The sequence below is a fragment of the Neisseria sp. P0021.S006 genome, from assembly GCF_051956895.1.
In genome coordinates this window covers 1-488 of record NZ_JBQCWZ010001131.1, presented here as the reverse complement: position 1 = coordinate 488, position 488 = coordinate 1, and the positions used below count along the sequence as shown (strand labels likewise).

The following is a 488-nucleotide window of genomic DNA, read 5'->3' as shown; positions in this document are numbered from 1 at the left end:
ATTCCAGGCCGTCTGAAACACTTCCCCGCTTTCAGACGGCCTCAATCATTCATCAGAAACACCATGAAACAAAAAATCTTCGTCCTCTACACCGGCGGCACCATCGGCATGACCCAAAGCAGCGCCGGCCTGCGTCCCGACACCGCTCTCGTCGATAAAGCCCTTGCCCCCTTTTCGGAAGCCCTTGATTTCGAATGGCACGTTTGCCAGCCGCTCATCGATTCTTCCGCAGTAACGCTGCAAAACCAACGCGACTGGTTGAAGCTTATTATCACCAAACTGCCTGACTATGACGGCATTTTGGTGCTGCACGGCACAGATACCATGGCATACACTGCCAACCTCTTCGCCCTTTCACTGCAAGGCTTGGACAAACCCGTTATCCTGACCGGCTCGCAATGGCCTTACGATGCCGCCAACAGCGATGCGTCGCGCAACCTTGCCACCGCCGTTTCCGCTTTCTCGCTCAAACTCAAACAAGTGGTGAT

1 protein-coding gene is annotated in these 488 nt (G+C 54.5%); it reads left to right on the top strand.

From position 1 onward, the window contains the following. Positions 1 to 63: 63 nt before the first annotated feature. On the top strand, positions 64 to 488 hold a 425-nt coding region (locus tag ACTHUM_RS19105; RefSeq protein WP_440403852.1), incomplete at its 3' end, for an asparaginase domain-containing protein.